Below are 22,929 nucleotides of genomic sequence, written 5' to 3' on the forward strand. Positions count from 1 at the left end.
CCTTTTAGCCCATCATTTTTTCGATTGGCATTACAAGAATAGAGCTACAACCAAGGGCTTTAAGCTTTTCCATGGTTTCCCAGAACAAGGTTTCTGTAGAAACTACGTGGATAGCAACTTGCTCTTCATTTCCAGCAAGTGGAAGCACCGTTGGGTTTTCAGCACCTGGAAGTAGGCTCTTAACCTGTTCTAGGTAAGCTTTAGGCGCGTGTAGCATGATGTACTTGCTTTCTTTTGCTAGCAGTACACCATCGACACGAGGCATTAGGCGGTTAACCAGTGTTACTTTTTCGTCACTAAGTTCGCTGTCAGTACGTTTGATAAGTACTGCTTTACTGCGGAAGATGACATCCTTTTCAACGAGGCCGTTTGCTTCAAGGGTTGCGCCTGTAGATACCAGGTCACAAATTGCGTCAGCGACACCAGCACGCGGCGCAACTTCTACTGAGCCTTGTAGCATTACGGCTTTCGCGTTAATACCCTGGTCTTTGAAGTAGCGCTCAAGAAGGTAAGGGTAAGTGGTTGCTACTTTTTTGCCTTCTAAAGACTTAATACCGTCGTAATCCATCTCATTAGGTACGGCAATTGATAAGCGACAGCCGCCGTAGTCTAGACGACGCAATACTTCATACTCAAACGGCTTACCTGCTGCTTTGCGTTCAAGCATTTTTTCTTCTAGCTCGTTCTCGCCAATGAAACCAAGGTCGCAAACGCCGTCCATCACTAGACCTGGAATATCGTCGTCACGTACGCGAAGTAAATCGATTGGCTCGTTCGTTGAGTGCGCAATCAGCAGGCGATCACGAATATTCAATTTAATGCCGATAGCTTTAAGAAGTGCGATGCTGTCATCACTCAAGCGACCTGATTTTTGTACGGCAATTCGAAGTCTGTTGCTGTTACTCATTGAAACGTTCCTTACACGTTGTGTTTTAACTTTTGATTGCGCCTAAAACGAAAAACCCCCGGAAGTTTCCTTCCGAGGGTCGAGAATTTTTCTATCTGCGCCGTTGGAAGGAAATATAGACCTTCCAGCACGAACCTGAAAGGTTATGCTTTGTGGTGATGGTGATGTTTCGCCGCGCAGTTAATCATTTTGGTGAATCTAATTCCTAATTTCGAACGGCTGAAACATTAGCGGTTTGAGCTTCGATTTGCAAGGCAAAAGTGAACTCTTTTCTTACATTAACTCTAAATTAATATACATATAATAAAACTATTTGTTATGAATTAGTTGTGAACCGTAATTTTGAGCGCTTCTCTGCCGATAAATTATAAAACAGATACACATTTTAGGAGGGCGTATGAGCAACGATTTACTGTTTCCCATTTTGCCTCGTAACACCAAAGTGCCGATTGAACCTGATGAGCGGGTGAAAAAAGTGCAGAAGACAAAGAAGTCTGAGCGTCTTAGTGAAGACGATCGCGACAACTATCAAGACATAAAACGCACCGAAGTGGTTGATGCGTCAGTAGAGAACACGAAAGACAAAGAGCGAAGCAATAGCGGCGGTGGGCTTAAGCACATTGATATTGATGTTTAGACTATGCTAGTGATTACTTTTTCTCTGCGTTTAGCGCTTCAAATAATGCTTCTATTTGACCGGTGACCTTGTGCTTTGGTAGATAGAAGGGCAGCGGCACACGCTTAGAATGAGACTCTTTCACCTTCACCGTAGCACTTATATAGCTTTCTAACACTGGCAACCCTTGTTGCTTGAGTGATTGTACTAGTTCTGTAGGCAGTTTTGCCTGACTATTAAATTGATTAACTACAATGCCCAATAGCTTAAGTTCTGGGTTATGGTCCTCTTTAAGTTCTGTTGCATTGTCGAGTAAGTGGATGATAGCTTGTGCGGAAAAGTCATCACAATCAAAAGGAACACAGAAACCATCTGCAGCAATAAGTGCCGCTTTTGAATAGAAATTAAAATTTGGTGGTGTATCAATAAAAATATGGTCGAATTCCCCATTTAACTCCTTCAATGCATCTTTAAGCTTAAAAATTTTGTATCGAGATTCGAGTTCTCGCTCTAGGTCAGCCAAGGCTGGTGAGGACGGCATAACGTAGAGGTTTTCAAAAGGGGTTGGATGAACAAACTCAATAGGCTTTTTAGCCGTTCTGAATATCCCCACCACTTGTTTGAACATATCAGCAACAGAAAGGCTTTTCTCGTTGGGGTTAAACCCCGCGTAGTGAGTACTGTTACCTTGGGCATCCAGATCCACTAATAACGTTTTGTGACCCAATTTCGCGCTTTGTGCGGCTAAATTGGTACTAATCGTTGATTTACCCACCCCACCTTTTTGATTAAATACCACGACAATCATACGCGATCCCTATGTTGAAACGGTTATTGAACACACTGATTGACTAAAATATGCCCAAATACGATTGTGGATGCAAAGTATTGTTTTTATTTTTAGCGTTTGCTTTCTGTAAAAATACCTAAGCGTGACGATAAAAATGAAATTCAACTTTACATATTAATGATAATGATTATCATCAGCTTATTCTTTTTATATTAATCGATTAAGTATGCGTTTTACTCCCACTTTACTGGCAATTTCACTGTATTCACTGTTCTCTCAGAATGTTCTTGCTCAATCTAACGAACAAGATGATATGGAGAGCATCACTGTTACAGCTTCTGGCTTCGAGCAACTTTTGTCTCAAGCACCCGCGTCAGTAAGCGTCATCGATAGAAAACAACTGGCGCAGCGAGCGTACAAAGACATCACAGATGCACTTCGAGACGTGCCGGGGGTTACTGTAACGGGGGGCGGGTACCGCCAAGATATCAGCGTTCGAGGCCTACCTGCACAATATACATCTATACTTGTTGATGGTAAAAAACAAACAGGTAGAGAGTCCCAGCCAAATGGCAGCGGCGGGTATGAACAAGATTGGTTGCCGCCTTTGGACAGCATAGAACGTATTGAAATTGTGCGCGGGCCTATGTCTACCTTATATGGTTCAGACGCAATGGGTGGGGTGATCAATATCATTACGCGAAAAAACTTCAGAAAATGGAGTGGTAACCTTCGCGCAGAAACAAAAATTCAAGAAAATTCAGACAGTGGCTCAGATAGTCAAGTTCAACTGGCATTTTCTGGGCCGTTAATCGAGAATTTGTTGAGCATTACAGCCAGCGGTCTTTATCAAAAGCGAGAAGAGGACGATATTGAACGAGGCTACGCAGAAAAAGATCTAAGCAACATTCGTACAGCGTTTCACTTAACACCAAATACTACAGATACACTCACGTTTGAGTACATCTTCCAAGATCAGACACGTATATCCACACCTGGTAAGTCTCTGCCAGAAAAAAATTCCTTATCAGAGACAGAAAGCGAGAGACATTCATATGCGCTGACTCACGAAGGGAAGTATGATGATGTGACTGCTCGAAGTTACATTCAGCAAGAGTCGGTTGAAAACGTAGGGCGAGATATCACTATTGATAATCTGGTCTTTAATTCTCAATGGTCTTGGGCTGCAAGCGATAGCCACATGCTTACGGTTGGCACAGAGTTTCTTGAAGAGTCGCTGGATGATTTTGATACAAACGGCGGCGAGGCGACCAATATTGAAAACAGTCAATGGTCTTTATATGGCGAAGATGAATGGCGTGTTAACGATAGGTTGGCCTTCACGCTAGGTATTCGTCTTGATGATAATGAACAGTTTAGTTCCCAAGTTAGCCCTCGTGCGTATGCGGTGTACAACCTCAATGATAATTGGGTAGTGAAAGGAGGTGTCTCTACCGGCTATCGTACACCTGAGCTTCGAGAAATGGCTGATGGTTGGATTCAAGAAAGCCGAGGGGGAGATGTTTACGGTAATCCGGACTTGTCACCTGAAACTACGTTAAACAAAGAGCTCGCGCTTTACTATTCCGGTGATGCTGGCTTGGAGTACAGTATTACGGTGTTCCATAACGACTTCGATGATAAAATTGCCATCGCATCATGTGAACTATCAGTCTGTTTGGATGAAACGGACCGCTACAATATCAATATCGATGAAGCTGAATCTTACGGTGCAGAATTCGCTGCAAAGTATAACGTTGGAAACTGGTCATTTAACGGTGCATACAGCTTCACGCGTTCTGAACAAAAGACAGGTTCAAATGAAGGCCTACCTTTGGTTCAACAGCCTAAGCATTTGTTCACGCTAAACACCACATATCGCCTATCTCAAGAAAGCGAAATCTGGTCAAGGTGGACAGTAAGAGGGGAAGAAACGGCGCTAACGTCAGTATCTTCACGTTCTATTTTATCCCCAGGGGTCGGTTTGTTTGACATAGGTTACAACACCAAGCTTACGCGCAATATTAAATTGCAAACGGGGCTCTACAATGCATTTGATAAAACAATGCGATACGAAGAGTTTGGGTACGTTGAAGACGGAAGAAGATTGTGGCTAGGGTTAAATTGGACGTTCTGAAAATAGCGGTTATTGCTTGGGCTGTTTGTGTGTGCGCTAGTTGCACTGCTAGTTCTTCGCTAACCGCTCAAGATTATGCCCGAAAGGGCCTAGAGAGCGCTACGCATTTTCCTGGCTTGGCAAACCTCTGTGATATTAGTGCTCCACCTAGAAATGTGTTCAAACTCGATGAAAAACGACGAGAACGACCTAAGCGTGCCGAAAGTGGAAGCAAGCCCGACCGCAAAGGAAAGGGGCGGCGTCAAATACCACCCCAGCAGGTCTTTGATAACCTCTATTATGTAGGGGCAGGCAACGTTGCAAGTTGGGCAATAGATACGGGCGAAAGCATTGTTCTGGTGGATGCGTTGAATAATGACGAGCAAGCTCAACAGTACATAATTGATGGTCTTTCTGCGCTCGGATTAGGCAACAAGCCCATATCTCACCTCATTATTTCTCATGGCCATGGCGATCACTATGGTGGGTTTGAAGTTATCAAGTCAACATATAGCTCTCGCATAGTCATGAGTAATGTAGAGTGGGATTACCTCGAAAACGATAAATTTGCCAGTTATCGTTGGGGTAAAAAGCCAAGCCGAGATGTGGCGGTAGCCGATGGTGAAAAATTGAATGTTAACGGTACTGAGTTAACGCTTTATGTTACGCCGGGCCATACGCCAGGAACGTTAACGGTCGTCTTTCCCGTAATTGACGGAAGCGAAAAACATCGGGCTGTGTTGTGGGGCGGTACTGGGCTCAACTACGGCCCTGATGTCTCGCGCATTCAGTCTTATACCGACTCAGCCATGACGATGAAACGATTAGTAAAAGACCAAAATATTGATGTTTTTTTATCGAACCACCCTGGGCGTGCCGGAACAAGAGAAAAGCTTGAAGCTTTAAGTAACCGGGAAAGTAATGAAAAACATGCCTTTGTTCAAGGTCGAGATGTCGTTGTTGAAGCGTTTGAACTGCTTGAAAACTGCACGCGCGCACAGTGGATGAGAATTGAGGAAAAACAACACGAGCAACGTAAATAGCTTGGCTGAATCAAGGCAAGAAGAAGAGGGCGCTTTATGGTTGCCTCACTCCTCTTGCCAGTTCATTACCAGATGCTATTTGCAAAGAGTACGGTGCTTGTTAAACCTTCTCGCACTCAGCAAGCCTACTGCGAGAAAAAAAATCGCAAACGTAGAGGGGGCACTTACTTCAGTTGAAGATAAGGTGGTAGCAAACGAACTTGCTAATATGATTTCTCCGTTAACAATGGGATTATTGGTTAGATTGAACACCGGCCCGTTTAACGGCACACCAGCGGGGAAAAGTGCATCGTAAAACGCGTTCAGAGAAAAATTATCAAAAGATACTCTTACTGCATTTCGAGACTCAGAGCATGAAGTGTTTGAGCACGACTTTTCAACTTCATTAACGAATATCCCCAAGCCAAAGTCGGCAATATTTAAACCAGTAAAAAGAGACTGATTTTCAAGTGTCGTAGCCTTTACGCTATTTCCCCAAAGGCTTACTTCCACTTCCGCAATGTTAGATGTACCTGCTGTAGATAGGTTAACGTTCGAACCGGATGTAGCACTTCCGTCAATTTGCGATACGGTTGAAAGTACATCAGCACTTAACGTTAAAAAGCCACTGATGCTAAGCACGTCTGAAAATAAATCAAGATTGAGGTCGTTTATTGTTCCGCGGCCTGAGGTAAAAAAGTTTGCTGGAACAAAACTCGTTAAAGACGATTGAGATTCTCCTTCAATAATGGCTGTAGATGCTATGCCGTCAAACTCTGTAACGTCAATCGAGCCGCCCAATGTGCCTGATGTGTCTGCGCTTGCGCCGACCATAGTTTCGAGCTGTGAATAATTTTCAGGTGCACTACCGCTGGTGTGAGCTAAGTTGATAGTTGAGTTAGCAGCAGCGGTGACAATATTACCGACATTGCTAGTAATGGACAGGTCGACATGAACGGCATTCCCATAACTGCTGCCTATGATCGCTGCGTTAGTTGAAAAGCCTACCGTCGCAGAAGCGAACAATGCGCTCGTTAATATTGTTCTTGCTAGTGCTCTTATCACTTTGTTGTTTTGTGGTTGCATGATGAACCCCTCGTTAATGGCTTAACGTGCTGCTAAGCGAGCCTTTTACAAATAAAGCGTAGTCACGAGTATTCAATTCAGTTATGAGGGTTTCCCCCTAAATTTAGACTTTCGTATAAAGGAGTGGTGGAAAAAGCATCTATGTTGGTAACACAACACTGCTTATTTATTTGTTCCAAATTGCCTTTATATTTTGAGTGGAAGAGAGCATATTGTGCAGAGCAAAAAATAAAAAGGCCTCTTGCATTCAAGAGGCCTCCGGTGGGTTGGAGCACTAATCGCTAATTTGATTAGGAATAGTTAGGGCTGAGTTAGTTTAGTTCTTTATCTACCCAAAATTTCGTGCCTTTTACAGTGGCCTGCAATGTAAGACCGCTTTCAGTCATAGTGTAAACCTTTACATTACCAAGGTAACCTTCGCCTTCAGCAGACGCGCCTTTATTGCCTGCTTTCGCTGCCACATCTGCGTTACCACCGACGGTCCAACCATTTTCAATGAAATGATTAATCGCTTTTTGAGTATGGAAGACCATAACAATACGATAATCTTTAGCGCCTAATCCTAAGCCAACACCACCTTCAGCCATGTTCATGTAGGTTTTTGCGCCGGTAACGTTATTGTTTACCACACCGTAGCCGGTGCCTGCGGCCACAAAAAACACATTAATGTTGGCGTTAGTGAATACGGCGTAGCCTGCGGCATCCCTTATTTGCGAGCGAGTATCTGGTTTCTCGGTATAGAGACGTGCAAGCGCATTCTCTTGCATGTCTAAAATAGCTTGTTGCTTTTCAGCAACAGTGCCATCACCCATAGAAGCGCAAGCAGTCAATGCCAAAACAGCCGCTATAAATACAGACTTAATCGCTAACTTACTAATCTTCATGCAATTCTCCTTAGCATGTAGGTATTTTATTACTTGCGATAAAAGACACTTTCTACCACATTTAATTCAACAAAATACCGTTTTTATTTACGTTACATGAGTTGTACGCAAAAAATGTGCTAAGTGGAGCATGTGTACATGAAACAGTAGGCGCCTTTGATGAATTGGTAGCTTCGTGCTATTAATTTTAGCCCAAGTTGGGTTCGCTAACAGTCAGCATTCACCATTCTATTTCAAGCTCTAGCGCACCGGGATGATCGGTTTGACCGACCATTTCTTCATACGGAGTACTCTGGCGAAGCCAAACGTGCTCAAATGCTTGCGAATCGAAATGTTCTCTAATTTCATTCAGGCAGTGAAATGTTTTAGGTTGCGACTTTTTGTCTCTGACCAAACTGCGTGATGCACCCATGCCCGTAGCAGCGAGGTAGTTACCACCTTCTAATGATTCAATATATAAATTCATAAAATAGCCCTCGTTAGGTCGCAGCGAACTTTGGCTGCGTCTTATATCTAATTAGTCGAAAACGGCCACAATGATCATTAATTTTGTGTCATGAAGGTTCTCATCATCAATCATTAGTACCTAGAAAAAGGGAACAGAAGAGAGTTTGTCAGATGCAAAATAAGACAACGAGCCTTACCACCATTTGTTTGTGCACACCATGATCCCGGCCTTGTGCAAATTATCGTGTACTAGCTTTTTATCTTCCGAGTTTAAAAAAGCGCCTAACTCAAACTGCTGCATAGAAGTTTGTAAAATTAACCGTGAAATACGTTTTAGGCTTGTGTCCTTTTGATAGAGCAAGGAGGTATCTGGACGTGGGAAGCATAAGCTAGTGCCGTTCGAGCAGGATATAAGGATGCGGTCAGCCGAAATTATAATGGTTTCCCATCGGTAGGTGGCTCTAGACACCAAGTACATAACTAGCGCGAGCAACCCCACTTCTAATCCTGCAAACGGCAAAATTACCCAGGCCCCCGCTATTGACCACGCGATAGCGATTAGACCAATAAACAAAGCAAACGCCATGATTAAGTATTTAGTCTGGCGCCATGTTGCTGAGCGGTTTGGCGAAAGATGCAGTTGCACCTGCTGCTCAAATGTAGATACTTCAACCATATTTTACAAAGTACTGTATATAACAATTGTGTAAGTAAAAGCTTATACGTTATGAGCTAACAATAGTTTGAAAAATGTACTGATGCGAATGGTTGACGTATCAAACAAGTTTATTTTCTGACAATTATCATAGTTGTGTCGTAAGGACGTGTGTGATCTCTTTATTAAAGCGCCAACCTGGCAAGTCAATTTTTGTTCTACTTCTTCTTACTTGGTGTAGCCTTTTATTATCGCAGCCTGCATCTATTGAACTTGTTAAAGAGTTCGGACTTTTCAGCGTTCTTGGTGTGATAGGTGCTATATTTGCAAATGCTACAGGCGCCGGTGGCGGTGTGGTGTTTGTTCCGTTTTTTAACTATCTATCGTTTTCCCCTCAAAGCGTAGTGGCAACCAGCTTTGCTATTCAATGCTGCGGCATGACTGCGGGGGCATTGACCTGGGCGGCGTATTATAAAAGACAGCACCAGCACGATAACTATTGGAACGCGCTGCCGAGCGCTCTACTGCTAACCGTTCCTTCATCTATTTGTGGCATAGGGTTCGCGCAATATTCGTCGCAAAGCCAATTGTTGTTAGCGCAATTGTGGGGCGGTGCCAATAACCTTCACATTGCCTTCGGTGGGTTTTCTATTTTATTAGCCATTGCCATATTCGCGTCTGTTCCATTAATGAAGCGCACTCATTTAGTTAAGGATTTACAAACAAAAGATTTAGTGTTTTTACCATTCATTGGTTTTGTCGGGGGCGTTATTACAGCTTGGCTTTCAGTGGGAGTGGGTGAGTTAGTGGCGGTTTACCTCATTATTCGTGGGTTTAATGTCACTATGTCTATCGCGGTAGCGGTTATTTTATCCGCGTTTACTGTGTGGTCAGCGTTGCCGTATCACGCTTTTATAAATCCGTCGGTGGTTTGGCAGGTCGTTTTGTTTGCGGGGGCTGGTGCAATTATCGGTGGAATGATTGCCAAATATGTAGTTTTGGCATTTTCTGTTCAGCGTCTAAAACTTTTTTTCGGTATGTGGGTACTAATTTTAGGCATCACAAGTTTACCTATATTTTAAGCGTAGCTATCGCCGCTATACAAATGCTAGTGATTAAGGTCGTGAGTGTGATGCGAATTCTTCTTTAAAAACGCTAATCTGTAAAAGGAAAGATAATATGGATATCAATCCTACTCCCCAGAAACGCTATAACGTGCTTCAGCCAAAATGGTCATCTCATGCGGTTATTTATCAAGTAAATACCCGTCAGTTTTCAAAAGAAGGTAATTTTGAGGGAGTAAGAAAGGGACTTGCGCATATTAAATCCCTCGGCGCGGATATCATTTGGCTAATGCCTGTACATCCTATCGGTGAAAAAAACAGAAAAGGTGAACTTGGCAGTCCCTATGCCGTTAAAGACTACTTGGCCATTAATCCAGAGTTCGGTGGCGAAGAGGATTTCAAAGCGCTGGTGGACGAAGCGCACCGGCTATCGCTGAAAGTCATTATAGATTGGGTACCAAATCACAGTGCATGGGATAATCCACTGGTTGAACAACACCCTGAGTGGTACGCCAAAGACTACGAAGGAGATTTTCGTCCATCTCCGTGGTGGGATTGGAGCGATATCATTGAGTTCGATTATGAACAAATTGGCCTTCGAAAATACATGATAAATGCACTGTGTTACTGGGTTGAAAAGTTCAACATCGACGGCTTTCGCTGTGACGTAGCAGGCTATGTGCCTAACGACTTCTGGCGTCAAGCTGTTGAAACATTGAATGCAATTCGACCGGTCTTTATGTTGGCTGAATGGGAGAATCGCGATCTCCACGAAAATGCGTTCAATATGACTTATGCATGGAGTTGGAATGAAACACTGCATGAACTCGCTCACGGAAAGTGTTCACTGGATAGGTTGCGTAAATATTATTCGTGGAACGAACGCAGCTGGCCTCGTTCGGCTTACAGAATGACTTTCGTTAGTAATCATGACAAAAATGCCTGGGATGGCACACAGCGTGAACAGTTTGGCAAAGCACTTGAAGCGTGCATTGCTTTATCGGTAATAGGTGAGGGCATGCCGCTTATTCACAACGGGCAAGAAGCGGGAGAAACCAAACGCTTAGCATTCTTCGAACGCGATCCTATACAGTGGCAAGACCATGAAATTGGCAACTTGTATCGCGAGCTTATTGCACTCAAAAAATCTAAAGCCGTGTTAGGAAATGGAGAGTATGGCGCAAGAATGATTCAGGTCCCGAATTCGAAAATGGACCAGGTTTTTAGCTTCGTACGTCACAACGAGCGAGAAAAAGTGTTTGTTGTGATTAACTTTTCTAATAAACAGCTTGATGTAACGTTTGAAGAACCATTGTTTGAAGGTGATTATACGCACTGGAAGTATGAAAGAAAGCGAAATTTTGAAGCTGGTTCTGTCTGTAAGCTTGAACCTTGGAAGTTTGAAATTTGGGTAGCTTGAAGCGTTGATCGTTTGGCGTCGTGTTTAACTACAAAAGGTATATGAGATTTTTTATTTTTTACTAAGTAAAGATTAAGGACGAACAATGACTACGAATGATCCAAATGAAAAAACCGAAGACCGCTCTTTAAATAATCATGCTGCGCTGAAAACTTCCATTGCCAATGGGGATGTGGATGAGGTTAAAACGCGTCTTAAGGGCCACGCATTAGATAAGCTAGAAAAAGGTTATCTTATCGATCTCGCCCGCTTGAGTGGTAACCGTGAAATCGAGAAAGTGATCAAATCTACACCGGAAATTTGAATGTATGCCTTATAGACCTAATGTGTAACACATTAAGCCTATTGGTGTGATTACTAAGGGAAACTGACGGTATAAGTTCTAAGCTATTCTGACATAATCTGGCAGGCGGCTATAGACAAGGAGCGGATATTCGTCGTGGCTCCTAGTGCATTGCCGAACGTACTATCATGCGGTTAATATTGGCTATCTAGTGATTAAGTGCTTCCAAGGCGAGCTTAGGATCAGCATCTAAGATCTTAAGCAAAGCACGAGCAGGACCTGTTGGATGGCGTCGGCCTTGTTCCCAATTCTCTAGTGTGCGTTTACTCACCCCCAAAACGTCAGCAAAACGGGTTTGTGTTAACCCCGTTTTTGCACGAATGGCTTTAACTTGAGGCTTAGCAAATTCAGTTGTACGGGAAGGCTTTGCTTTACCTTTGATGATATCGTCTGCCTGAGACACACTTTCTATCAATTGTTCAAACATGTCACCATTCATTCTGACCACCTCTCTACGATCTTCTTCAGCGCTTTAAGCTGCGTATCTGTCAAATTATCCTGCACATTTTTTGGGTATGCCAACAGCATATAAAGTTGGTCATTGTCGGTCATCCAATAATAGATAACTCTAGCACCACCACTTTTACCCCTTCCTTCCAGCGCCCAGCGTACCTTTCTAAGGCCACCACTATTTTTAATTAATGAGCCTCTATCTGGCCTGCTGACAAGTGCTTCCTGCAAGTCTTTGTATTCATCATCATCCATCAACTCTTTTATGAGCTTGGTGAATATGGGGGTTTCTATAATTACCATGTGTTAACTATAACATTAACATCAGAATACGCCAATGGCGTATGCAGATATTTAAAGCCCAACTAACCTTTTCCCTAAAAATAACAAATCACATCTCGCAGAAGTATGGATGATATCCTTAACTTTCTAGGCACCATTGTAAGCATTAAACAACAAGCCTATGCAAGTGTGTTCCCTCACTAAAAAAGTGAGGAAACATGCCTTAACTCGTATTTCCGTGATTAGTATTGTTTAAATCGATTCTGCAGGTGAGAGCGTTGCTTCAGGTTTTCAACTTCAGCTTCAACGGGCTTTTCGAGTTTAGACACGGCGTGGGCAACGCCAAAGCCTAAACAGCTTCCCACCAAAACATCTGATAAATGATGTGCATCGCGCTTAGTCCTCGACTTTCCAATAACTGCTGTAGCAGCTAAGCCTGCGGCTGATGCTAATAGTAGAGGTCCAGATGTACGAGGTATTGAGCCTGCCACTGCAGCAACGGCTGCTGCGTGTCCTGATGGCATAGAGTTAAATTTGTCTTTCAATGCCGGGCCTTTTATTTCAGGGCCTGCCTCAGCTCTAGGACGCTTTCGTCCAACCAATCTCTTAAGGCCCGCATTAAGTAGACCAGCCACTGAGGCTGATAACGTCGATTTTAGAAGGAAGCGTTGTATTTTTGGAGCGTCCGTCATCTTAGATACGGCATAGGCTGAACCTGTTATTGCGACGACTGATGGTGGCGTCGTTGCATTACTTAACTTGCTAGACGTAATAAGGCTATCTTTACTGTGCGCTCCATCTGCACCGGGCTCATTCATTTTTCGCAGTGCTCGGTACGCGAGTAAACGTTTAATTCCTGTGGAAGCTAACATAAAAAACCCTTTATTCGATGAAGTGGTGTGGAAGGAAATCGATTCGTGCAGGCTCGATAGCACGTCTACTAAAAAGTATCTGAACAATAAAAAGAGCCGCACGAGCGGCCCTTGTCTTGCTAAGACATTACTCTTCCGAATTACCGTCTAAATTTCCTTTAGGTGAGCGCTGATAACGCTTAAACTCTGTACGTGTAATCAATTCATCATCATTTAAATCAATTTTATCAAAATTGCGTGTCACGCCACTTCTTGAGGCTTCAGCTTTTGTAAGCTCGCCATCGTTATTCGCGTCCATCATATCGAATTTACTACGCGCGATTACTGCTTCATCTGCGATCACAGTCTTATCGTTCACAACAGTATCTTTGGCTACTTTATCGACCTTTGTCTTTTCTAGGTTTCCATTAGCTTTAAGCTCAGTTTCAGCTCTTAACTCGTGAGTGAGCCTTTTATCTTTTGTCGCGGCAACCACTTCATCTACATCGGAATCAACGTTAACCTTCGTTTCCATTGTACCTTTTGCCCCCATGCTTTCTTTCATCGACTTGACCGTGGAAAGCACTTCATCATCGAAATGTTGAGGGTGTTTCATGACATGAGCATTAAATTCTTTGGCTGAAAGTTGCATGTCTGAATTGGTATCAATTTTAGAAAAATGTGCATAAATCTCATCGTCGTCAGCTTCTTCTCGTGAGATGTAGCCGTTATCATCGTTGTCTAAATCGACGAACGTTGTGTCGATTTTCTCCATGTCGTTGCCAGCAAATGCACCAGCAGACAGAGCGGCACTGATTAATGTAGCAATAGTTAACTTTTTCATATCTTACTCCTTGGTTTTTCGGCCTCCATACTGCATAAAAACGGAGGAGAGAGTTCACAAAGAGTCATTCACAGCATATGCCATTCAAATAAAGTTTATTTAAATCAATGTGTTGGTTTTTTTAAGGGACAGGTGGAGGCAGGAGGAATTGTGAGAACTATAGAATTTTATGAAAAAGTTACCCGTTATTTTTAACAAAAATGGAACATATTAAGCGGGGCATGTTGTGAATGTGAGCAACGATCGACCTGCCGTTATTCAAACCGCGATTTCTATCTAGTATAAAGCCACTATGTTTCGAATGAGCACCCAGTGTTTGTTACGGTAAACGTTCGAATGTTGTAATTGTTTCTAAGCTTTCTTCCCACGCAGCTTTGCTTACGCCGAAGATATGTGCAGTAGGTTTAATCAGTAGTTTCGTATCCAGACATCCAGCGGGTACGGCTAGAATGTCACCGAGTTGAGTGCACGGAAGGGCTGAACCACAAATTTTACAGAAACTTTTGCTATGACGCGTGTTCTCGAGCGTGAAGTTGACTACAGCGTCAACACCCGATGCCCAAGTTAATATAGCCGAACTTGAAAACAGGTTGGCTGCGAAGGCCGAACCTGTATCCTTTTGACAATGTTTGCAGTGGCACAGATAAAAACTGTCAAAATCACCCTCAATTTTAAAAGTTACCGACCCGCACAAACAAGACCCTTTGTAGTTGTTCATCAAAACTCCTTTTTTGTGAAATACCACTATTTAAAGCACTAAGACTGCTGCTGTTTAGCAAGCCAATCGTAAAAATGCGCCACGCCCGCTTCTAAAAACGGTTCTATGGGACCGTGTTCTTCTTCGCCTGATAAATAAAGTGCTCGTCGACCTTTTTCTAGCAATAGGCAGGCTTCTTCATCTTCTACCGCTGTTTCCATATAGGCCGCTTTTTCCGCTGCAAAGTAGTCTGGCATATCTTTATAAAGTGCTTCGGGATAATAAAATTCAACGTGGTTTACACATGCGCCGGCACCCTTGGGATAAATAGTGCTGACGACAATAATATCTGGGTACCACTCAATCATAATATTAGGGTACAAAAAGCACCATATTGCGCCAAAGCGAGGAAGTGTTTGCCCGAATCGTGCCAATAATGCGTCTTGGAACTCTCTGTAACGCGGTGTTGTGCGCTTGGTAAGCTGGTCGCCTAGCCCAACTTTTTGAGCTGAAAAATCATCGCCAAACGACCATTCTAAATCATCGGGTTTAACAAACTGGCGAAGCCCAGGGTGCATGGAGTACACGTGATAGTTCTCTAGATAGATTTCGATGAATGTCTTCCAGTTAAATTGATATTCCGTGGTTTCAGAACCGGCGTAAAAGTAATCGGTAAAGTCGAGATAGTCCTCAAGCCCAAGGGCAGATAAGTCCATATTAGGAGATCGCCCTCGAAATAGAAGACAGTTCCACACTGACAGTGATTCCTTTTTCAACTGACCGCTAGGGGCATCCTTAAAGTGGGGCGCACCTTTAAGCTGGCCTGTATTGTCATAGCCCCAGCAGTGGAGTTTACAAACAATACTGCGTGCTCGACCTTGCCCTTCAAGAAGTTGAGCTTGTCGATGTAAGCAAACATTGGATATAAGTTCATAACTCTCACCCTGATTAAACAACGCATAACGGTCGTTAAAGTGAGGAAGCACTTGATAACTAAACTTCTCTGGCACCATGAGAGAATGGCCTGCATAAGCAAGCCCCCGAGAGAATGCCTGCTCGATTTCCTGCTGGCTTTCATCAGCATCAAAGTAACTTTTTATAGAAGGGTGGGTAATGGATTTCATAGTTTAAAGTGAGTATTAAAAACGCATTGCGTTAAGTCGAAATTATATAGGCGCTATGTATCACTGAATTGATTAAAAAAATAGCAATATTTTTGTTCAAAGCACTATTTTTTTTTTAATAACGGAGTAGAATCCGCGCACCTTAATTTCGATGTGATTTTCATGGACATTGGCTTCCATCACCTTGAAGAAAAGCGTTTATTAACGCTTTCTTTTTACATTGCCGGCGCATTTGTTGTTATTGCGCTTGGTTTTGCCATTTTAACCAGCTCAGGCGCTATTTTATTTGATGCCGCTTACTCGTTAATTGCTTTTGTTATGTCAATGCTAACGCTTAAAGTAGCTAACTTGGTTCAACGTCCTGATGATGACCGGTTCCACTTTGGTTACACAGCAATTGAGCCTACGCTAAACATGTTTAAGTCGCTTATTATCATTGCTACGTGTGTGTATGCCGTCGCGAGCTCTGTTCAGAGCTTATTAGCAGGTGGGCACGCAGCTGAGTATGGTATTGGTATGGTCTACGGTGTGGTGGCAACGGTTGGCTGTTTTAGTATCTCTCTTTACATGCGTGTAAAAGGTAAGCATTTACTGTCCGATTTAGTAAAAGTGGATTCTCACACTTGGATGATAGACGGTGTGCTAAGTGCATCCATCTTGTTCGCTTTTATTTTGGCCTACGGACTGGAGTTTACAGAATATAAAAGGCTGTCGCCGTATGTTGACCCCGTTTTATTGATTATTCTTGGTTCGGCAATGTTGCCGGTGCCTTTTAAGATTTTGCGTGAAAGCCTTAATGAAGTAATTAACAAAGCGCCGCCTGAAGCTATCTCGGCGGTAATCGAGAAAAAATTCAAAAAAACGTTGGCTGACGTCCCATACGAGCACGTGGAAGTGCGAATTAGTAAACGGGGTAGGGATGTTTATCTGCTAGTCCACATTATAGTGGATGACGCATTCTCGATTGCAACTATCAGTGAGCTAGACGAAATTCGACTGAAATGCGAAGCAGAGATGCGCGAGTGGGACCCTGCAATTATCATGGATATTCTGTTCATAAAAGATCCTGAACTAGCAGAGTAATAATATGGGGTGCGTGTGAATACTCGCATTCACCCCTTACTTGGCTGGTAAAATTTCTAAAATTTTCCGATAATCAAATTTTTGAGCTATTAGAAGATGTGATGGAAACGCGACTTCCGCTATATAAAAAGCTGCTGGTGATGTACCGCATAGAACCGGGGTGCCTTGGGCCGCAAGGTGCTGACTACGTCGAAGAATTCTGTGTATTTGCCAAGAAAAAGCTAAAAGACAACCATGGTCATTGTTTGCGATGGACCATTAAACCCCGCTACGACAAGACATTGCCTGAGCTTGAATTTCAGATAAAAAATGCCGTACTTTCCCGCGACAATGCGGCTAAATATATGGACAGTTTTGGCATTGATATCGACACTTTTGAAGAAGAGTTAGAAGAATCACTCGCCGATTTGGTTGACGCGTTTTTTGAACGCTGATTTATTCGAATAAAGCAACCTTTGCATGCACCGCTGTATATAAGACATAAAAACTCGAAAAGGCATATAAAAAGCAAGGCCAAATAACGTGCTCACTTCAAAAAAAGAAAGCACAAAAAAGCCCCGTCATTTCTGGCGAGGCTCGTTTATCAATTCAGATAAAGTGAATCAGTAACTCACCTTATTAGATTAGTTTAAAGATTTCAGCTTTTGGTAACCTTCAGCTTCTAGCTCATCATTTACGCACTCTAATACAAATGCGTCTTCCGACTTGCCTTTAGTGCCTTCTTCTGCAGCGATTTCTTTACAGAACTGAGTTAATTCAGCTACTAGTTCCGCAGGTGCTTCTTCTGATGCAGCTGCAATTACAGAGAACGCCATTGCGCTTAAACCTACTAAGCCTAAACCTTTCATAATTACCTCGTTAAATAGTTGAGTGTAAACATTTACGAGCTGGATTTTGCGCCTAAGTATTAAGTTTAAAAAGCAAATTCTTTTGTTCTAGAAGATAAATTCTTTTCATCAAAAAATTAACATTTGTGTTGCTCGATAAGTGAAGTTCAGCGCTACGTGCTTTTCGTAATTTAACTATCAAGCTAGGCAAATGAATGGAAGAAGACGACGTTAAAATGCAAACCTTTATTGGGCATTCAATAGGCTTTTTGGCATAATGCGCGGCCTAAAGTAGAAAAGTAATGATAGCGCTTAAACCATGCCCACAATAAATAATGTATTCTCATCAGATGGCCTTCTTGCTGGTGCTATCAAGGGGTTCGTACCTCGCGAAGCTCAAACTGAGATGGCGGAGGCGGTTAAGCGCGCTATTGATACCACAGGTAGTTTAATCGTAGAGGCGGGTACAGGAACCGGTAAAACCTTCGCCTATCTTGCTCCTGCATTGCTAAGCGACGGAAAAGCCATCGTCTCTACCGGTACTAAAAACCTACAAGAACAGCTGTTTCACCGTGACCTACCTTTGGTAAAAAAGGCTTTGGGCAGCAAGCGAAAAACGGCACTGCTAAAAGGCCGTTCAAACTATCTTTGCCTGCACCGGGTAGCGCAGCATAGCGGTAATTCTACTCTGGTTGAAAAAGAGGTATTGGGACAGCTTTCAGAAGTGAAACGCTGGTCTAGTACAACGAAAACGGGTGATATGGGTGAGCTTAAAACCCTTCCTGAAGATGCCCGTGTTTTACCGTTGGTTACCTCTACAGTAGATAATTGCTTGGGCCGCGATTGCCCAGATTATGAAGATTGCTACTTGGTAAAAGCGCGCAGAAAGGCGCTGGATGCTGATATTATTGTGGTAAACCACCACCTTTTCTTTGCAGATATGGCGCTTAAAGACACGGGGTTTGGCGAACTTATCCCAGAAGCTGACGCGATTATTTTTGATGAAGCCCATCAAATTCCTGATATTGCGAGCGACTATTTTGGTGAGTCACTTTCGACCAGACAAATTCACGATATTGCGAAAGATATCACGCTCTTGTTCAGAACAGTGCTAAAAGATGCTGGGCAGCTAGATAAAGCGGCTGACAAATGCAGAATGATTGCCTCTGATTTACGGTTATTGTTCCCGGATACGGCTGAACGTGGCAACTGGGCTGAGGCGCTAGACCGTGACGACGTACGAATGCAGGTGGGCAAGCTGGCCGAAGCGCTAGGTGTACTGCATGAGGTGTGCAAGTTACATATTGGCCGCGATAAAGATTTAGACAACATGTATGAACGTGTTGTCGCTGCAAGAGAGCAGTTAGATGCGTTAAGTGACAATAAGCAAGAAAACGTGAGCTTGTGGTATGAAACAACTCAGCGTCACCTCATTATGCATTTAACGCCATTATCGATTGCGGCTAAATTTAGGCGTTTTGTATCATCGCCCCCGCGCGGGTGGATTTTCACCTCGGCGACCTTAATGGTAAACGGCGGTTTTGATCACTTCCAGCGCCGCATGGGCTTAGAAGATGCTGAAACATTGGGATTAGATAGCCCGTTTAACTATCCTGAACAGGCCATGCTGTGCGTGCCCCGCTATTTACCTGAACCAAACAGCTACGCTATGCGCGAAACATTGCTAGAAACAGCCAAACGGCTAATCAAAGCAAGTCGGGGTAGATGTTTCTTGCTGTTTACCAGTCACGCTATGCTAAGAGAAATTGCGCAGAAGCTAGAAGATGAGATTGACAACCCGCTACTGGTGCAAGGGACTACCACTAAGCAAGCATTGCTGGATGCCTACCTTGCAGATGAAAAAGCCGTACTAATGGGCACAGGTGCATTTTGGGAAGGGGTAGACGTACGCGGCAATGACTTGGTTTGCGTGATGATTGATAAGCTGCCCTTTGCGTCCCCTGACGATCCGCTGCTTCAAGCGCGTATGGAAGATGTAAAAAAACGAGGCGCAAATCCTTTTGGCGTCATCCAAATTCCCCAAGCTGTTATTACGTTAAAGCAGGGTGCAGGACGACTCATTCGAGACCCTTCAGATAAAGGCGTACTGGTAATATGTGACAATCGATTAGTGACAAAACCTTACGCTAAAACCTTCGTCGGCAGCTTGCCGGATATGAAAAGAACAAGAAGCCTAGACGAAGTGGAAAAATTTTTAGCCGGCATTGATGAAGCCTAAGTTAAAGCGCTGAAAGCGGTCAATGTGACTTCACCCACTAACACTATTTTCAGCTTATATGAAATAAGAGATAAACATGAATATTTTAGCTATAGATACGGCAACCGAAGCTTGCTCGGTAGCGCTTCATTATAACGACACTGTTGTTACGCGCTTTGAAATATGCCCTCAGCAGCATAGTCAGCGTCTTCTACCCATGGTGGATGAGGTGTTAAAGGAAGCAAAGGTTTCGCTGGACGATCTAGATTTACTGGCTTTCGGTCGAGGCCCTGGCAGCTTTACCGGTGTTCGCATAGCGACGGGAATGATTCAAGGTTTAGCGTTAGGAACAGGCTTAAAAGTAGCGGGCGTGAGTACGCTTGAAGCTATGGCGTTTGAAGTGGCGTCTGAAACTCAGAACAAAGATGCATTTGTCGCCGTTGCATCGGATGCGCGTATGGGGGAAGTGTATTTTGCTGTTTATAGGCAGACAGAAGAAGGTGTTTCTCTCACTATAGAAGAGCAAGTTTGTCCGCCGGAAGTGGCTATTGAACAGCTAAACGCGCTTAAGGAAGAGAATAGCGCCTCTGTGATTGCAGCTGGCACCGGCTGGTCTGCCTATGAGGAGCTTGATAACTGGAAGTCTGAGTTATGTGGTGAAGTAACGTCTGAAGTGACGCTTCCAAACGCAAAGTACATGCTTAAGCTTGCAATAGATGCACATTGCAAAGGCGAAGTATTTGACGCTGTGAATGTAGAACCTGTATATCTGCGCGATAAAGTCACGTGGAAAAAATTACCAGGCAGAGAGTAACGACGCACCATAATTATGGGGCGCCCATTTCTCATAAAAAGGTTAATAGTAAAACGGCCAACATTGAAAAAAGAAGCGAGTCTCGACGATGAAGCTCGCTTTCCAATGGTATGATTCTTGCCTTAATTAACTTCGTATGATTATCAACAACAATTTCGCCGTACCGTCTTCCGAACCTTCGCAAGGCCGTGTCGCTAAAATTAACAAAGACCCTGAACAGCAAAGTAAAGGGCAAAGTGAATCGTCTACCAGGGCGATCGTTGTTGCGCCCGACGAACAGGGAACGGATAACGCCAAAGCGTACCAACAGTTTATCCGTGAAGACGGCAACACCTATTCTCAAAATGCCATAGCGTCATACACAAGCTTCGAAAAGCAGCAGCAACGGGATTCTATTCAATCGATGTTTGGTGTAGATATTTACGCATAACATCATCTCACTGCTAATTGTTCACTTGTCTATCAGTTCTAACGAATCGTTAAACTTCGCATACCTTTTTGAACTAACTACCGTTATATCTGTTCCAATTATTGTGGCCCAAACCCCATTCTTTATATATGTATTACATTAATTGAACGACAGTGGTAGTCGTCTCGTAATAATGCTAATGTTTAGTTGGTAGGGTGTGGTTTTTCTTTGTAACTTAAAGAGATACGTAAAAGTATATTAGAGTTTTTAGATGTGTTACCGCACGAGGATTTCATAAAGAGCACTTACTGCTCCCCTTATGATCCAAACAGGTGCAACATTTTTTCTAGGGTTCAGAGGAGCGCTTTGATGTCTCGTTATTTAGTTTTAATTACGGTCATGTTATTTACTGGCTGTACCATAGTTCCAGATAGTATCGATGTACCAGAAGGCACTCAGCTTGTTAGCTATTCAAAAGCGGTGACCTCAGGTGCTAATGCGCAAGGTCAAAAAGCGCGGTGGGGTGGTATGATTGTTGGGGTTGAAAATAAGCCCAACAAGACGTTGATCGAGCTTGCTCACTTTCCTTTGAACCACTACGGTAAACCTTCCACTAATGGCGAAACGTCAGGCCGATTTAAAGTGCAAATAGACGGCTTTGTTGACCCTATTGTTTTTGAAGAAGGCCGTTCTGCGACATTCTTGGGCAGCATAACAGCGCCAACGGCAGGCATGGTAGGAGAGCAACCTTATATCTACCCAACGATTATCGCCGACGATTATCATATGTGGAGAAAACAAGAGGTTTACGACGTAAATACTTATTTCTTTAATTATCACACCGGCTGGTATTCACCATTCTATCGTTTTAATGGGCCTTGGATGTACCCGCATTTTAATAGAACCCGCGTTATCCGCTATCAAAATGCACCGAGCAAAGCAAAGTTACCATCTACCAACAGTAGACCAAGTAACAACTATTCGGAGCCGCGCGGTAAATCACCAAGTACCAACAAGCGACAATAGGGATAGTTAAATGGGCGGCATATAATTGCCGCCTTATTGGTTTTAGTGGAAAGGAAATGTAAGGGAGGCGGCGGTTATTTGCCGGTACGGAGCGTTATGATTGAAACAGAGTTCAATATTGGAGCACTACACCTAGCTGCGTTAGACAACCAAGGTGCAGGCAAAGTTGTTATAGGTTTGCACGGGTACTTGGATAACGCAGAAAGCTTAAGGTTGCTAGCGCCTTACCTACAAACCCACCGCTTTGTTGCAATTGACCTAGCAGGGCATGGGCGTTCATCTCATCGTGTTCATGGCGCGCATTACAATCAAGCGGATTACTTACAGGACTTATACGCTTTAATTGAATCCCAAAACTGGGAAGAGGTAATCCTACTGGGGCATTCGCTTGGTGGAATCCTTGCTAGCCTATTTGCTGCGCTCTTCCCCGATAAAGTCTCTGCCGTGATTAGCATTGATGCATGCGGCCCGCTTACAGAAAGTGAAGAGACTACCGCATCGCAAATGCGAGAGTCTATTATCAGCCGTCATGCCAAATCCCGTAATAAATTGCGGATCGTTGATTTAGAAGATGCCGTAAAAGCGAGATGCAAAATTTCAGACATTCCAGAAGAGCACGCCCGCTCAATATTGTCTCGAAACTTAACCCAAGATGCTGGTGGGCACTGTTTCTGGGCGAGCGATCCAAAACTTCGTACAAAATCATCGCTAAGGCTTACAGAAAAGCAGGCAGAATCTCTTATGCGTGCTATTGTATGTCCTGTACTTTTTATCGGTGCATCTAATAGCTTTAAAAATCTAGAGTTAGTCTTTCCAAAGAGGAAGGGGTGGTTTTTAAATGCACAATACGAACAATTAGTAGGCGGTCATCATATTCACATGGAAAATACTGATGATGTAGGGCTATTAATTCGCAATTTTGTTGAGCAATTGTAAATTGCGCCGTTTATTTTT

Annotated in this window: 26 protein-coding genes and 1 other annotated feature; of the genes, 13 read left to right on the plus strand and 13 right to left on the minus strand. The window is 43.4% G+C overall.

Annotated features, from left to right (window positions below; all coding sequences use genetic code 11):
• Positions 1-4 precede the first annotated feature (4 nt).
• A complete protein-coding gene (hisG, locus tag ACYX4N_RS08710; protein ID WP_179983939.1) occupies positions 5-907 on the minus strand; it encodes an ATP phosphoribosyltransferase in 903 nt (300 codons plus the stop codon).
• Positions 908-957: 50 nt separating this feature from the next.
• Positions 958-1,075, minus strand: a sequence feature (His leader region).
• A 229-nt stretch (positions 1,076-1,304) separates the two neighbouring features.
• Here hisG and ACYX4N_RS08715 point away from each other — a divergent pair.
• Positions 1,305-1,544, plus strand: a complete 240-nt coding sequence (locus tag ACYX4N_RS08715) for a hypothetical protein (RefSeq protein WP_476056270.1) — start codon at positions 1,305-1,307, stop codon at positions 1,542-1,544.
• A gap of 13 nt (positions 1,545-1,557) precedes the next feature.
• Here the strand turns inward: ACYX4N_RS08715 and ACYX4N_RS08720 are convergent, their stop codons facing one another.
• On the minus strand, positions 1,558-2,331 hold the full coding sequence (locus tag ACYX4N_RS08720; RefSeq protein ID WP_476056271.1) for a ParA family protein: 774 nt from the start codon (positions 2,329-2,331) through the stop codon (positions 1,558-1,560).
• A gap of 208 nt (positions 2,332-2,539) precedes the next feature.
• Here ACYX4N_RS08720 and ACYX4N_RS08725 point away from each other — a divergent pair, with 208 nt between their 5' ends.
• Both ACYX4N_RS08725 and ACYX4N_RS08730 read left to right on the plus strand, forming a co-directional pair.
• On the plus strand, positions 2,540-4,450 hold the full coding sequence (locus ACYX4N_RS08725) for a TonB-dependent receptor domain-containing protein (protein WP_476056272.1): 1,911 nt from the start codon (positions 2,540-2,542) through the stop codon (positions 4,448-4,450).
• Positions 4,423-5,472: an MBL fold metallo-hydrolase gene (locus tag ACYX4N_RS08730; RefSeq protein WP_476056273.1), complete on the plus strand. Its 1,050-nt coding sequence runs from the start codon at positions 4,423-4,425 to the stop codon at positions 5,470-5,472. The genes ACYX4N_RS08725 and ACYX4N_RS08730 overlap by 28 nt, the downstream gene beginning before the upstream one ends.
• A gap of 75 nt (positions 5,473-5,547) precedes the next feature.
• Here the strand turns inward: ACYX4N_RS08730 and ACYX4N_RS08735 are convergent, their stop codons facing one another.
• The 4 genes from ACYX4N_RS08735 to ACYX4N_RS08750 all read right to left on the minus strand — a co-directional run bounded on the left by ACYX4N_RS08735 (position 5,548) and on the right by ACYX4N_RS08750 (position 8,544).
• On the minus strand, positions 5,548-6,537 hold the full coding sequence (locus ACYX4N_RS08735; protein WP_476056274.1) for a hypothetical protein: 990 nt from the start codon (positions 6,535-6,537) through the stop codon (positions 5,548-5,550).
• A gap of 311 nt (positions 6,538-6,848) precedes the next feature.
• Positions 6,849-7,421 carry a lipid-binding SYLF domain-containing protein gene (locus tag ACYX4N_RS08740; protein WP_476056275.1) on the minus strand — a complete coding sequence of 191 codons (573 nt, stop codon included), beginning with the start codon at positions 7,419-7,421 and terminating at the stop codon, positions 6,849-6,851.
• 220 nt (positions 7,422-7,641) lie between these two features.
• A complete protein-coding gene (locus tag ACYX4N_RS08745) occupies positions 7,642-7,911 on the minus strand; it encodes a DUF6482 family protein (protein WP_474809236.1) in 270 nt (89 codons plus the stop codon).
• A gap of 150 nt (positions 7,912-8,061) precedes the next feature.
• Positions 8,062-8,544 (minus strand): DUF2244 domain-containing protein, encoded by a 483-nt coding sequence (locus ACYX4N_RS08750; RefSeq protein ID WP_474857138.1) that lies wholly within the window; start codon positions 8,542-8,544, stop codon positions 8,062-8,064.
• A 152-nt stretch (positions 8,545-8,696) separates the two neighbouring features.
• Between ACYX4N_RS08750 and ACYX4N_RS08755 the strand changes: the two genes are divergently transcribed.
• The 3 genes from ACYX4N_RS08755 (at position 8,697) to ACYX4N_RS08765 (ending at position 11,311) form a co-directional block, all read left to right on the plus strand.
• Positions 8,697-9,605 carry a sulfite exporter TauE/SafE family protein gene (locus ACYX4N_RS08755; protein WP_476056276.1) on the plus strand — a complete coding sequence of 303 codons (909 nt, stop codon included), beginning with the start codon at positions 8,697-8,699 and terminating at the stop codon, positions 9,603-9,605.
• A 97-nt stretch (positions 9,606-9,702) separates the two neighbouring features.
• Positions 9,703-11,007, plus strand: a complete 1,305-nt coding sequence (locus ACYX4N_RS08760) for an alpha-amylase family glycosyl hydrolase (RefSeq protein WP_474857136.1) — start codon at positions 9,703-9,705, stop codon at positions 11,005-11,007.
• Positions 11,008-11,092: 85 nt separating this feature from the next.
• Positions 11,093-11,311, plus strand: coding sequence for a hypothetical protein (locus ACYX4N_RS08765; protein ID WP_476056277.1), 219 nt, complete (start codon positions 11,093-11,095; stop codon positions 11,309-11,311).
• Positions 11,312-11,498: 187 nt separating this feature from the next.
• Here the strand turns inward: ACYX4N_RS08765 and nadS are convergent, their stop codons facing one another.
• The 6 genes from nadS to ACYX4N_RS08795 all read right to left on the minus strand — a co-directional run bounded on the left by nadS (position 11,499) and on the right by ACYX4N_RS08795 (position 15,598).
• Complete coding sequence (gene nadS, locus ACYX4N_RS08770; protein ID WP_474805911.1) at positions 11,499-11,789, minus strand: NadS family protein; 291 nt, start codon at positions 11,787-11,789, stop codon at positions 11,499-11,501.
• Positions 11,786-12,055 carry a type II toxin-antitoxin system RelE/ParE family toxin gene (locus ACYX4N_RS08775; protein ID WP_474857134.1) on the minus strand — a complete coding sequence of 90 codons (270 nt, stop codon included), beginning with the start codon at positions 12,053-12,055 and terminating at the stop codon, positions 11,786-11,788. Before ACYX4N_RS08775 ends, nadS begins: the two co-directional genes overlap by 4 nt.
• A gap of 269 nt (positions 12,056-12,324) precedes the next feature.
• On the minus strand, positions 12,325-12,954 hold the full coding sequence (locus ACYX4N_RS08780) for a phosphatase PAP2 family protein (protein WP_476056278.1): 630 nt from the start codon (positions 12,952-12,954) through the stop codon (positions 12,325-12,327).
• A gap of 127 nt (positions 12,955-13,081) precedes the next feature.
• Positions 13,082-13,777 (minus strand): EF-hand domain-containing protein, encoded by a 696-nt coding sequence (locus ACYX4N_RS08785; protein ID WP_476056279.1) that lies wholly within the window; start codon positions 13,775-13,777, stop codon positions 13,082-13,084.
• 319 nt (positions 13,778-14,096) lie between these two features.
• On the minus strand, positions 14,097-14,495 hold the full coding sequence (locus tag ACYX4N_RS08790; RefSeq protein WP_474857131.1) for a GFA family protein: 399 nt from the start codon (positions 14,493-14,495) through the stop codon (positions 14,097-14,099).
• A 38-nt stretch (positions 14,496-14,533) separates the two neighbouring features.
• Positions 14,534-15,598, minus strand: coding sequence for an aromatic ring-hydroxylating oxygenase subunit alpha (locus ACYX4N_RS08795; protein ID WP_476056280.1), 1,065 nt, complete (start codon positions 15,596-15,598; stop codon positions 14,534-14,536).
• 162 nt (positions 15,599-15,760) lie between these two features.
• On the opposite strand from ACYX4N_RS08795, the gene ACYX4N_RS08800 reads away from it, so the two are divergent.
• The gene (locus tag ACYX4N_RS08800) at positions 15,761-16,681 is read left to right on the plus strand and encodes a cation diffusion facilitator family transporter (protein ID WP_476056281.1); all 921 of its coding nucleotides are present in this window, start codon (positions 15,761-15,763) and stop codon (positions 16,679-16,681) included.
• Positions 16,682-16,782: 101 nt separating this feature from the next.
• Complete coding sequence (locus tag ACYX4N_RS08805) at positions 16,783-17,115, plus strand: hypothetical protein (protein ID WP_136782985.1); 333 nt, start codon at positions 16,783-16,785, stop codon at positions 17,113-17,115.
• A gap of 189 nt (positions 17,116-17,304) precedes the next feature.
• On the opposite strand, the gene ACYX4N_RS08810 is transcribed toward ACYX4N_RS08805, so the two are convergent.
• Positions 17,305-17,529 (minus strand): hypothetical protein, encoded by a 225-nt coding sequence (locus tag ACYX4N_RS08810; protein ID WP_476056282.1) that lies wholly within the window; start codon positions 17,527-17,529, stop codon positions 17,305-17,307.
• Between the two features lie 298 nt (positions 17,530-17,827).
• On the opposite strand from ACYX4N_RS08810, the gene ACYX4N_RS08815 reads away from it, so the two are divergent.
• From ACYX4N_RS08815 to ACYX4N_RS08835, 5 genes are all read left to right on the plus strand, one after another.
• A complete protein-coding gene (locus ACYX4N_RS08815; RefSeq protein ID WP_476056283.1) occupies positions 17,828-19,747 on the plus strand; it encodes an ATP-dependent DNA helicase in 1,920 nt (639 codons plus the stop codon).
• Between the two features lie 76 nt (positions 19,748-19,823).
• The gene (tsaB, locus tag ACYX4N_RS08820; RefSeq protein ID WP_476056284.1) at positions 19,824-20,540 is read left to right on the plus strand and encodes a tRNA (adenosine(37)-N6)-threonylcarbamoyltransferase complex dimerization subunit type 1 TsaB; all 717 of its coding nucleotides are present in this window, start codon (positions 19,824-19,826) and stop codon (positions 20,538-20,540) included.
• A 136-nt stretch (positions 20,541-20,676) separates the two neighbouring features.
• Positions 20,677-20,970 carry a hypothetical protein gene (locus ACYX4N_RS08825; protein ID WP_476056285.1) on the plus strand — a complete coding sequence of 98 codons (294 nt, stop codon included), beginning with the start codon at positions 20,677-20,679 and terminating at the stop codon, positions 20,968-20,970.
• 348 nt (positions 20,971-21,318) lie between these two features.
• Positions 21,319-21,975 carry a Slp family lipoprotein gene (locus ACYX4N_RS08830; protein WP_474857126.1) on the plus strand — a complete coding sequence of 219 codons (657 nt, stop codon included), beginning with the start codon at positions 21,319-21,321 and terminating at the stop codon, positions 21,973-21,975.
• Positions 21,976-22,071: 96 nt separating this feature from the next.
• Complete coding sequence (locus tag ACYX4N_RS08835; protein WP_476056286.1) at positions 22,072-22,911, plus strand: alpha/beta fold hydrolase; 840 nt, start codon at positions 22,072-22,074, stop codon at positions 22,909-22,911.
• Positions 22,912-22,929 lie beyond the last annotated feature (18 nt).

This window comes from Alteromonas sp. ABH4_452, assembly GCF_056311825.1.

Coding starts and splice junctions, on each gene's coding strand:
- hisG (WP_179983939.1), bottom strand. CDS start 907: ATGAGTAACAGCAACAGACTTCGAATTGCCGTACAAAAATCAGGTCGC.
- ACYX4N_RS08715 (WP_476056270.1), top strand. CDS start 1,305: ATGAGCAACGATTTACTGTTTCCCATTTTGCCTCGTAACACCAAAGTG.
- ACYX4N_RS08720 (WP_476056271.1), bottom strand. CDS start 2,331: ATGATTGTCGTGGTATTTAATCAAAAAGGTGGGGTGGGTAAATCAACG.
- ACYX4N_RS08725 (WP_476056272.1), top strand. CDS start 2,540: ATGCGTTTTACTCCCACTTTACTGGCAATTTCACTGTATTCACTGTTC.
- ACYX4N_RS08735 (WP_476056274.1), bottom strand. CDS start 6,537: ATGCAACCACAAAACAACAAAGTGATAAGAGCACTAGCAAGAACAATA.
- ACYX4N_RS08740 (WP_476056275.1), bottom strand. CDS start 7,421: ATGAAGATTAGTAAGTTAGCGATTAAGTCTGTATTTATAGCGGCTGTT.
- ACYX4N_RS08750 (WP_474857138.1), bottom strand. CDS start 8,544: ATGGTTGAAGTATCTACATTTGAGCAGCAGGTGCAACTGCATCTTTCG.
- ACYX4N_RS08760 (WP_474857136.1), top strand. CDS start 9,703: ATGGATATCAATCCTACTCCCCAGAAACGCTATAACGTGCTTCAGCCA.
- ACYX4N_RS08765 (WP_476056277.1), top strand. CDS start 11,093: ATGACTACGAATGATCCAAATGAAAAAACCGAAGACCGCTCTTTAAAT.
- nadS (WP_474805911.1), bottom strand. CDS start 11,789: ATGAATGGTGACATGTTTGAACAATTGATAGAAAGTGTGTCTCAGGCA.
- ACYX4N_RS08775 (WP_474857134.1), bottom strand. CDS start 12,055: ATGGATGATGATGAATACAAAGACTTGCAGGAAGCACTTGTCAGCAGG.
- ACYX4N_RS08780 (WP_476056278.1), bottom strand. CDS start 12,954: ATGTTAGCTTCCACAGGAATTAAACGTTTACTCGCGTACCGAGCACTG.
- ACYX4N_RS08785 (WP_476056279.1), bottom strand. CDS start 13,777: ATGAAAAAGTTAACTATTGCTACATTAATCAGTGCCGCTCTGTCTGCT.
- ACYX4N_RS08790 (WP_474857131.1), bottom strand. CDS start 14,495: ATGAACAACTACAAAGGGTCTTGTTTGTGCGGGTCGGTAACTTTTAAA.
- ACYX4N_RS08795 (WP_476056280.1), bottom strand. CDS start 15,598: ATGAAATCCATTACCCACCCTTCTATAAAAAGTTACTTTGATGCTGAT.
- ACYX4N_RS08800 (WP_476056281.1), top strand. CDS start 15,761: ATGGACATTGGCTTCCATCACCTTGAAGAAAAGCGTTTATTAACGCTT.
- ACYX4N_RS08805 (WP_136782985.1), top strand. CDS start 16,783: ATGGAAACGCGACTTCCGCTATATAAAAAGCTGCTGGTGATGTACCGC.
- ACYX4N_RS08810 (WP_476056282.1), bottom strand. CDS start 17,529: ATGAAAGGTTTAGGCTTAGTAGGTTTAAGCGCAATGGCGTTCTCTGTA.
- ACYX4N_RS08815 (WP_476056283.1), top strand. CDS start 17,828: ATGCCCACAATAAATAATGTATTCTCATCAGATGGCCTTCTTGCTGGT.
- tsaB (WP_476056284.1), top strand. CDS start 19,824: ATGAATATTTTAGCTATAGATACGGCAACCGAAGCTTGCTCGGTAGCG.
- ACYX4N_RS08825 (WP_476056285.1), top strand. CDS start 20,677: ATGATTATCAACAACAATTTCGCCGTACCGTCTTCCGAACCTTCGCAA.
- ACYX4N_RS08830 (WP_474857126.1), top strand. CDS start 21,319: ATGTCTCGTTATTTAGTTTTAATTACGGTCATGTTATTTACTGGCTGT.
- ACYX4N_RS08835 (WP_476056286.1), top strand. CDS start 22,072: ATGATTGAAACAGAGTTCAATATTGGAGCACTACACCTAGCTGCGTTA.